Raw genomic sequence first — 9,765 nt, forward strand, 5'->3', positions numbered from 1 at the left:
GCCGGATGACCCTGATTCCGGGCTTCCACCGCCTTCCTCCGCCCTTTCCGCTACGCTCCAAGGACGGAGGAAGGCGGTGGCGGAGTTGCACTTCTAACTTGACGGTGGGATTTTTTTGTATCTTTGGTGCGTCAATGGCTCAATGTGGGCTGTTGGCAGACATATAGGAAAGTGTTTTGGCGTTTCTGACGTAGACTAATCACCACAACAGTCAACGGAAGTTAGAAAGCACCGAAAACGCTCTCCCCTTGGTCGCATATCCGTTAATCAGATATACGCCTTGGGTGAGTTGCGGAAACGTGCATCTCTACTTCCAAGGTTTGTGGTGAACCTGTCTACGAGAGAAAATCGTTGAAGTGGCTCACCTTTTTTATGTGCCTACAAAAACAAAATAAAGAACCCCACCAAGCGAGCCAGTAGGTGCATAAAGTTATCATTATGAACAGCTACAGAATAAAGTATCGCATTCAAAGTGCAGGTAGCGCAACCAATGCCACAACTACCATTATGCTTCATTCAGGCAGTGAGTCTGAAGCCATAACCGCCTTGAAGCAAAGAGGGACAGTAAGAAAAGATGCCGATGTCATTATACTGTCAATAGAGAAACTATGAATGCAGACCAAATTCTTAGTTCAGACTTTATCTGCAAAGGTCTTTATAAGAGGAAGTTTGCAGATGGCAGTGTTGAGGTTATTGATGGGAATCAGAATACTATTATCCCAAGACACCAGTATTCAGGAATAGAGTATTTGGAAGGGATTCTGATTGTTTCCAAGAATTGCTTGAAGGGAATATGTAACATCAATGGGAAAGAGTTGTGTCCCTGTGTATATGAAGATGTCGCTACTTTAATAAATAATCATCAACGCTATTTCTCCATAAAGGAGAATGGTAAATATGGATTGTTTGATGTTGTAGATGTGGAAATCTGTGTAGAGTGCATTAGTGCGAAACGAATATTTATCAGAGAATTTAAGCATAGTGGCAGATATGAAGCCATTTCTACCATTTCCCGAAAGATTTTTGGGTTTATTCCTTGGTTTCCAAAGTATGATTCCACCAAACTGAAAAAATAGTAGTTATGGATAATCAGATTATTTGCCCTAATTGCGGTGCGCCCAATGAAAGCACGTCTACTTCGTGCCAATTTTGCGGTGCATCTTTGGTTGCAACGAAAAAAACAAAGAAGAAGAAAACGAAAAAAAGCGAACCTTCTCCTGAAGTTTCTGTCAGTGAAATAAAGGGAAAGCCTCAAATCAAATTTGATGAACGGATTTTTAGTTTAGAATATGACGAGTTCAATGACATAGCCGACCTTGAAATATCTTATCAAATAGGTCATTGTGATAGGATTAGTCAGTATAGAATTAGCTACTCTTTCACTCTTAACCAATTACGGATAAGAGGTATAAAAACCATTATTTCGGATGGAAAAAAATATGATTACTCTGATGATATGTATATAGGAACGGATAACCTTGATATTTTAGAGACATTTTGCAATTTAGATTGGAAGAACTGTAAAATAGATGAGGTTAAGGAAGGAAAGGAAATACTATTTGTCCTCATTTGTCAAGCATTCTATAATACGATTTTCGACCATTCAAAATATACGAATGCAACGGATAAACTATATGAATATTACCTTCAATGTATCGAACAGGAAAATAAAGAAAAGGAAGAAAAGTTCAGAGAGGAACGTAAAAAAGAATGTCTAAAATTTCTCATAAGTTTTGCAATTGTAATCTTTCTTTTTTTACTGTTTGTAGGGTTGCCTCTGTTTTTATCATCACTATTTGATTAATTCATAAGAGTATGGCAATAGTAGATGTAGTAAAATGGGAAGTAAACGACAAGGAGCTTGTTTATAAGTTCCCTTCGGAGCAAATCCGCTTAGGCTCTCAGTTAGTGGTCTATCCTGAACAGACGGCTATTTTTGTGAAGGGGGGCAAACTATATGATGAGTTTAGCAGTGGCACTTACACCATAAAGACAGAAAATATCCCCCTATTAGACAAGGTTGTAAACCTGCCTTTCGGAGGCGACTCTCCTTTCCAAGCGGAAGTATGGTTTGTGAATCAAATTTCATTGCTTGATTGCAAATGGGGTACGCAAACGCCATTGCAGATAGAAGACCCCAAATATGATGTTATTGTTCCAATCAGAGCTTACGGACAATATGGATTCAGAATAGAAAATCCAAGGACATTCCTTGAAAAGTTGGTCGGTAACATGTCTTCTTTCTCTGTGGATAAAGTCGTTTCATATTTCAGGGGTGTTATTCTATCTAAGTTGACCGTTATCATATATGACAAGCTGAAAGAAGAAGGTTTATCTGTGCTGAATATCAATTCTCAGGTAGAAGTTCTGTCAGAGTACGCAAAGGAATGTCTGAAAGAGGTCTTTCTGAGATATGGCATAGGCATAGAAATGTTCAATATCATATCCATTACTGTAAAAGAGGATGACCCAAGTTTCTTGAACTTGAAAGATGCCAAGGATGCAGCAGCAGAAATCAAGATTATGGGTGAGAAGAATTATAGACTTTCACGCTCCTTTGATGTTTTGGATGCAGCAGCAGAAAACGAGAGCGGAGGCGCAATGAATGCGGCACTTGGACTTGGCGCAGGTGTCGGAATAGGAGGCGCAGTCGGAACTATGGCTGCAAAGACATTCTCCAACGGCTTATCCCCTGATGATGTTCCTCCGTCATTGCCGAAAGCGATTGTCTATTACTTAGGCATTAACGGTAAATCTGTTGGGCCAATGGATTTTGATGCTATATGCCAAAAGTATTCTGCCAATGAAATCAATGCAGATACATTGGTTTGGAGAAAAGGCATGAAAGCGTGGGATAAAATCTGCAATGTGGAAGACTTTCAATCTTTGCTTAGCGAAGAATGTCCTCCACCGTTACCTACAATATAAAAGCATACGACAATGAAGAGAATAGTCCTATTTACTTGTGCAACACTACTTGTCGCCAACTTCTTGTTTGGCCTGTTACTCAGTAGTTATGAGTGGCTTAATGTGCTTCTCAGCAGTGGAATCATCATATTGTCAAGCACTTTTATGTTGCTGATTGGGATATTGCCATTAAAAGACGGCTTCAAATCATCTTTGTATGTGATATACCCTGCATTGGGATTCATAGAATTTATGCTATCCGCCTTTTCCCCTGACAGAATAAAGGATAATTGGGCAATGATAGCACTCATACTTCTTGTAGCTTTTCAAATAATATTCTTATTCATAACCAATATAATATCCAACAAAATTAAGTGAGCTATGGGCAAAGATAACTTAATGGGAGTGCTTGAAACGCAGGAATATATTTCAAGCGAAAGTCATGAATGGGACGTACCATTAGACGCAAAAGACAAAATTGAAAAGATGGTGCAAAAGTATAATGAGCGAGCCATAAAGAAAGGTTATGAAAGTTCTGTTTTCAAATTTGATGAAAACTCTCTAAAACTTAGGGGGAAATTTATACCCAAAGGTGAAAGCAAATCTTTTTTCGGCCAATTAAGGGACAATGCGAATAATGGAGATTTAAGTGAGGACATTCAGAGCATACTACGCTTATGCACCAAACTCTGCCCTTATTGCCACAGTCAAATGCCTGCACTTGCCAAAGAATGTGAGGTATGTGGCAAACAGTTTCTCCAAGATAAGAGCAAGGATGATATTGTTGCAGCAACTGAAGAAAAAGCACAGAATCCTATCCAACCAACGGAAACAGCGAATGAGATGGGCGTAAGATATGAATTGTTTGATGCCCGTACAACAATAGAATCACCTGACGGAGTATCATATTACGATACTATATTATCACACTTTAAAGAGTTTATCACTATGCAGAATACAGAGCCTAAGAATGAGGTAACATTCCTTATGGCATTGGATTTGGATAAGATAGACCCTGCTGATGAAGAGAAAATGACTGACGATGACCCGCGATTGGGGATAAATTCATTTGGTATATGTAATGTAGTATTCAGCAAATATAACAAATGGATGCCATTGTTTGAAGAGAAGGTGAACAGTGGTAAACCTCAAATTTTCATAATTATTAAGGATTGGCAAGCAGATTTGAATAAGGTCGCAAAATTTGCTACGGAAAAGAGTGTTTCATACGCCTTAGAAAAGGGATTGGATAGATACGACAAAGAATATGCAAGGATAGTCCTTTCGTTTGATGACGATACGAGAGCAGCAACAAATTTCTTGTGTAATGTGGCTACAGACATTCTATCAGTCCCTAAAGATGTGCCTGTTACAATAGATATAAATTCCTATCAAAGCAAGGCCAAGGCGCAAAAGGAATATAAGAAGAACAATACTTTTGGTGCTAAGGACTTTGCAAAGGGAACGATAGTATTATTAAAGGATAAGATTACAGGCAAATAAAATTTGAAGTCGGATATAATAAACAAGGATATATTTATGAATACCAAAGCGATTTGTCCGAATTGTGGTGCAGAAGGCACAGCAGGTAGATTCTGTGAGTATTGCGGAACTAAGATTCCTATGCCTAAACCTAAGCGTAAAAAGAAATCCCACAAAACAGAGTTGTCAACGGTAAGAATGGTCAACTTCACCATCAACCAAGATGATGCTATAAAAGCATTTTTGTGTCATTTATCTGATGTAGATAATTTGCCCAAAGACACATTTGACAGATTAACTATAGATGAAATTACGCCATATCTTGTTCCTACATATTTTTATCATTGTAACTTTGATGCTCCTTGGTCTTGTATAAAACTTGTGTATGAGAAATACAAAGTTGGCAATGAAACAAAAACAAGGACAAAGAGATATCTTATGAATGGAATAGCACAAAGAGGTTTTGATTATGTACTTCCATCTTGTAAAATAGAAGACATACCAACTGAACTATATACATTCATAAAAGATGAGAGGTCTAATTTAGCATACTATGATTTGTCTGACAATTATGAATTAGATGAAAAAGATAAGTCAATATTGGTGGAATCGTCCGATGATGACGAAAGTATGGTATTACGGAAAAGTGATTTCAATTCAATATTGGATCGTAGAGTATCTTCTGCCGTAAAAAGTCAAATTCCAAACGATTATGAAGATTTAAGCTATTCATATAGTTACAATAATAGTATTGGTAAAGAACTAATTTTACCTTTCTGGTTAATCAGATATACCTGCAAAGATGAAAAATTTTATTTTATTATTGATGGGATAAATAAAAATGATAGGATTAAAAGACCTGAGGATTCTATAAAGAAAGCTGAAATCAGCGCATTAAAAAAGCGAGAAGAGAATAAAGGATATATAAGTTGTTTTGCATCCCTTTTATGGCTTATATTCTTTTTGGGGTCTGTGCTTACAACATTATCTTTCTTTATTCATTGGGTTAAAAACTCAGATAATATAGGTACTGTAACAGCATTTCATTGTTTTGCCCTTGTTGGTATGATTATTTTTTACGTTTGGATGCATAAGGCAAGTAAAAAGGAACTTGATGCCAAAAACGTGGTACAATCAAATTTGTATTCAGCTTGGCTTCAGAGAAAAGAGTCATTGCTTGATGCATTAAATAGTAAAGACCTTAAGTTATCTGCTGAAACTACGAAGCAGTTAATTGATGAAACAAAAAAAAGAATTAAAGAAAAGAATCCTAATATAAAGCAAGAAGATAAAGAGAAATTATCCAAAGTTCCTACGATAGTAATAGAAATTTTAGGTTGGATTAGTCTTTTAGTTTATAGCATATTAGGATAATATGAATATTAAAAAAGGTACAACGCTTGGCAAATATTTTATCAAATAGAGAATAATTCGCATTAAAAATAGTATATTTGCAATCGTAAAGCATCAAGAGTACTTGAATGTACACCAACCGAGCCTTATATATTGTGGCCACGGTGGTAAAATGATGCGGATTGTTTAACAATTAAAAACAAACAATATGGATGACCGTAACATTACTGGTGGCAATCGCCACAACTCTTGCAATCAATCACTTTTTAATGATATAATGCTTGGCCGTACTGAAATGTACGATGCAAGCAAATTGAGCTGTTGGCCTTTTTGCAGGGCAACTGATGTGCGAGATGGAATACCTCTGAGCCTTGGTAATTTGTGCAAAGGCTATCCATTTGCCTTGAATGGGCATATTTTTCTTACCAGTGAAGCAGCTTATCTTTGTGGAGAGTTTTCCGATTCTTCATCAAAACAGTCTATACAGTACAGCCTCATGGAAGAGCCGAATGCTTTCTTGGCTAAGAAAGTAATCAAGCGCAAAAATCTTAAATATGTACGGCAAGACTGGGAGGAAATCCGTCTGCAATGGATGCTTTATGTGGTGTGGCAGAAGTGCATAGGAAATTCAAACTTTCGGAATTTGCTCCTTTCCATTCCTAACGATGTTGTTATTATAGAAGACAGCACAGCCAATCACGGAGCTACGTCATCTGTATGGGGCGCAAAAAATAAAGAGTTAAGGAATGTACGCAGAGCATTGAAGAAAGAGTTGATTGCTCACAATCCTACAATGAAGAAGAAAGATTTGAATAAGCTAATATCAGAACAATGTGGAAAAATAACGGATGTCGGTAACTTTGTCGGAGAAAACAATATGGGCAAGATTTTGAAAATGTGCCAAATCGCACTAAGAAACAATGTTATCCCACCCATTGACTATGACTTACTGAGAAAAAAGAAAATCTATCTCTTCGGAGAGTTGTTGACTTTTAACGGGGAGGACAGGTTATGGGAATAGAAACTTTCAAAATCAATACGCTGTACAGAGGAATTGCATTGGAGGGAAATTGCAGGATTATCCCTTATTCCACTTACTCTATCACAATGGAAAAGCCATGCAAAGGGTTATCCAAATCTGCTTATTTCCGTAATGGCTTTACAATGGAAAACATTATGGGTAGGATTAAGTGGGAACTTGGGCAACTCTATGAACAACATCAGAACATACTATATGGTTACGACAAGTATAAGAAGTTATGGACTGAATGGAAACAGTATGATTCGCAGTTGCAAGCGTCTATAGAAGAGTCCATTGCATTGAAAGAAGAGGCTGACGCTGAAACTTTAGCTTTCCTTGACTTCCATATCAGAATGCTGAAAAGGGATGGCATAGAACGCTTCTATGAGTTAATGGAAAAATACGGAATTAAGCCATTATCACTTTCTCCATCCGTTTTGGAAACATCAATCGGACTTATTGAAAAAGAATTTTGTAACCGAATGCTATGAAAGTATTATTGAAGAAAAGTACGGAAGATATGAATTGGGGTGGTGATGATTATGATATAATTTCACTTAACCCCATAAGCAAGGCTTTGACTGATTGCTATCTGCCTCTGTGGTCGCCTTCATCATTGAAAGCCCTACTATTGAAACGATTGGGGACACTAAAACGAATGTATCTTCATCTAAGAGTGGATTGTGAGAAAGATAGTTCCGTTGTGAAGTCCATCTCCTTAAAATGTGGTATGTTGGACGATGTGGAGCGGATGTATGATGACAACAAGGTCGATTGGGGCAAGATTAAGGGATGTTTGACTGAGTATTTCCTGAGCATAGGATATAAGAGCCTCCAATGTACGGATGATGAGGATATAGTGAACTTCATTCAGAGGCTCGAAAAGGATGTTCCGTTAGCAAAAGAATATTTCAAAGTGTTGTACAAATGCGATGAGAATATCGCCCGTATCGGATATTTCGGTGATAATGACAAATACGAGATGTATGTAAAGACAGACGATGAAGAAACTACGCCTCATTTCCATATTCGGGACACAGAAACGAAAGGCGGAAAGTTTGAAACGTGTGTCTGTTTGGAAACGAACTGTTATTGTTTGCACGGGACGTACAAGGACGTGCTTACGCCTGAGCATCAAGCTATGCTGATGGACTTTATGGAAGGTTTGTCACGACATAAACAACACACCTTGTCGTTGGTGTGCAATTATGAATGGGCAGTAGATATGTGGAATCTCAATAATGAGGCAACACAAGTGACTTTGAGATATGGTAGCAAAAATAAGGTGATTATACCCGATTACGGCAAGATGACCCTTTAAAATATTACGGATATGGAAGAGAATAACATCATCATAGAGAACGGTATACGGTTGCAGGACGGCAATGTGATTCGAGGCTATCCTAAGCAGGATGCCATCGTGGAACTATGTAAGAAAACACCTATGCTTGACACTACAGAAGAGTATTTAAGCATTGGGAAAAAACCTGCAAAGCCCAAGCCGACGGATGAGAAAGAGAGTAACTTGCAGAAACTATTTACAGACAATTCTTTCCTCATCTTGGCCAATCGGAAACGGATTCTCAATGACAGTAGGATGTTGCTTACGCCTGTTACAGTCAGGAACGGTTTAGCCTATACAGGAGCATTCTCAACAGCCACATTAGGCGTATATATTGAATGGTGGCATAATTGCCCTTATTCAGTCCTATTTGGTGAAAAAGATGATACAATGTCTTTGATATGGTATTTGTCAGGTTCGCCGTTAAGTGGTGGAAACCTTTGCTCAATGGTTACTGAAGATGGTAAGGCAGAAACAGTGAGAGTTCATTTCTTCAGAAAGTTATGGCCAAAATTTACTGATATATTGGCTGACTACCACGATGCGAAGGAACTCTATCAAGCCTATACACTGCCTGAAGTCATAGATATATTGAAGCGTGAAACGACAAAGGAATTCTATACGGAAAGCATAAAGGAGTTTCGTTATCAAGCCAAAGTCAATTTACTTAATGCACAACTAAGAGATTGGGAGGAAAACTATGAAAGTCTAAAGGAAAAATGTGACAAGTATGAAAAAGAATGGCATTTCGCCCTTTTTCAACTGAAAAAGGATGAAATAGTAGCTTTCCATAAAGAGTACAGCATTAGAAAAGAAAATTTTCAAAACAGGAAAGAAGAACTTGCCAAAGAGAATCAGGAACTAAAAAGAAAATTACACCAGAAAGAGTTGACAAACAAGGAGTATCAACCCTTGTTAAGCGCAAATAAGAAAGAAATAGAACAGTTGAAATGGGAATTGGATGAGTATGCTAACGAATCTATCTCTACGCTGATTCCAAAGTTGGCAAAAGGGTCGATAGGATTGTCTTTTGGAGATTTGGATAAAATCTTATCTGAAATAGCTGAGTTTGTAAAATCCTCATCCTTATAAAAACGAAATAGAATGCTTATATACGAATGATATATATTCAACTTTTTGTATAACATATAATTCAAAATCAGATGAGCATATTAGAAATTTATTTACTTGGTGTAGTTGCAGCAGCTGTGCATATTATTTGGTTTGAGTATCAGTTCGACCACAACAAACAGCTATCAAACGTTACAAAGAAAGAGTGGCTTCAAGATGCTGCTATCTCTTTATTCTCGTGGGTAGCTTTTGTCTTGGCCATCATTGTTACCATTTGGCGATTTAATGGTGGCAAGCCGAAGAATAGTTAGAAAAGAGAGACCTGAGTATATCGTATTTTTCTGCCACTTCCAACTTTGGTATGGAAGTGGCTCACTATTTATGCTTTTTCGCCTTACGGAATACAAAGAAGTATGAGTGATACTTGCGGGCGTGCCTTTGCTTTAATCCACTTGTATACAGATATTTAGTTTGAGAAATCAATAGAGTTTATGTAAATTAGTTATGATAGTTCCAAGGGTTGATTTTAATTCTGAGATTATGCAGTGCCATACATGTGGAAAAGATGTTTTCTACAAAGTTGTTTGCC

General features: G+C 37.5%; 12 protein-coding genes and 1 riboswitch. Of the genes, 11 read left to right on the forward strand and 1 reads right to left on the reverse strand.

What is annotated here, in order from left to right; translation table 11 throughout:
- The first annotated feature begins 438 nt into the window (after positions 1-438).
- Genes B5F78_RS17370 through B5F78_RS15040 form a run of 4 tightly spaced genes read left to right on the forward strand, consistent with a single transcriptional unit; the run spans position 439 to position 2,928 of the window.
- A complete protein-coding gene (locus B5F78_RS17370) occupies positions 439-612 on the forward strand; it encodes a hypothetical protein (protein WP_162608567.1) in 174 nt (57 codons plus the stop codon).
- Entirely contained in the window at positions 609-1,076 is a 468-nt protein-coding gene (locus tag B5F78_RS15030) for a WG repeat-containing protein (protein WP_087407104.1), read from the forward strand. The genes B5F78_RS17370 and B5F78_RS15030 overlap by 4 nt, the downstream gene beginning before the upstream one ends.
- 5 nt (positions 1,077-1,081) lie before the next feature.
- The gene (locus B5F78_RS15035; RefSeq protein WP_087407105.1) at positions 1,082-1,804 is read left to right on the forward strand and encodes a zinc-ribbon domain-containing protein; all 723 of its coding nucleotides are present in this window, start codon (positions 1,082-1,084) and stop codon (positions 1,802-1,804) included.
- Between the two features lie 11 nt (positions 1,805-1,815).
- The gene (locus tag B5F78_RS15040) at positions 1,816-2,928 is read left to right on the forward strand and encodes an SPFH domain-containing protein (RefSeq protein WP_087407106.1); all 1,113 of its coding nucleotides are present in this window, start codon (positions 1,816-1,818) and stop codon (positions 2,926-2,928) included.
- Between the two features lie 86 nt (positions 2,929-3,014).
- Here the strand turns inward: B5F78_RS15040 and B5F78_RS16920 are convergent, their stop codons facing one another.
- Positions 3,015-3,218 (reverse strand): hypothetical protein, encoded by a 204-nt coding sequence (locus tag B5F78_RS16920; protein ID WP_140400186.1) that lies wholly within the window; start codon positions 3,216-3,218, stop codon positions 3,015-3,017.
- A 70-nt stretch (positions 3,219-3,288) separates the two neighbouring features.
- Here B5F78_RS16920 and B5F78_RS15050 point away from each other — a divergent pair, with 70 nt between their 5' ends.
- The 7 genes from B5F78_RS15050 (at position 3,289) to B5F78_RS15080 (ending at position 9,487) form a co-directional block, all read left to right on the forward strand.
- The gene (locus B5F78_RS15050; protein WP_087407108.1) at positions 3,289-4,410 is read left to right on the forward strand and encodes a hypothetical protein; all 1,122 of its coding nucleotides are present in this window, start codon (positions 3,289-3,291) and stop codon (positions 4,408-4,410) included.
- Positions 4,411-4,446: 36 nt separating this feature from the next.
- Positions 4,447-5,763: a zinc ribbon domain-containing protein gene (locus B5F78_RS15055; protein ID WP_087407109.1), complete on the forward strand. Its 1,317-nt coding sequence runs from the start codon at positions 4,447-4,449 to the stop codon at positions 5,761-5,763.
- Positions 5,764-5,848: 85 nt separating this feature from the next.
- Positions 5,849-5,953, forward strand: a riboswitch (SAM-I-IV-variant riboswitch).
- Positions 5,951-6,763 (forward strand): NADAR family protein, encoded by an 813-nt coding sequence (locus B5F78_RS15060; protein ID WP_087407110.1) that lies wholly within the window; start codon positions 5,951-5,953, stop codon positions 6,761-6,763. It overlaps the preceding riboswitch by 3 nt.
- Positions 6,754-7,254, forward strand: a complete 501-nt coding sequence (locus B5F78_RS15065) for a hypothetical protein (RefSeq protein WP_140400188.1) — start codon at positions 6,754-6,756, stop codon at positions 7,252-7,254. Before B5F78_RS15060 ends, B5F78_RS15065 begins: the two co-directional genes overlap by 10 nt.
- Positions 7,251-8,084: a hypothetical protein gene (locus B5F78_RS15070; RefSeq protein WP_087407112.1), complete on the forward strand. Its 834-nt coding sequence runs from the start codon at positions 7,251-7,253 to the stop codon at positions 8,082-8,084. Before B5F78_RS15065 ends, B5F78_RS15070 begins: the two co-directional genes overlap by 4 nt.
- A 12-nt stretch (positions 8,085-8,096) precedes the next feature.
- Entirely contained in the window at positions 8,097-9,197 is a 1,101-nt protein-coding gene (locus B5F78_RS15075) for a hypothetical protein (RefSeq protein WP_087407113.1), read from the forward strand.
- Positions 9,198-9,268: 71 nt separating this feature from the next.
- Positions 9,269-9,487, forward strand: coding sequence for a hypothetical protein (locus B5F78_RS15080; protein WP_087407114.1), 219 nt, complete (start codon positions 9,269-9,271; stop codon positions 9,485-9,487).
- Positions 9,488-9,765 lie beyond the last annotated feature (278 nt).

This window comes from Bacteroides sp. An279 (assembly GCF_002159615.1).
Classification (GTDB): domain Bacteria; phylum Bacteroidota; class Bacteroidia; order Bacteroidales; family Bacteroidaceae; genus Phocaeicola; species Phocaeicola intestinalis.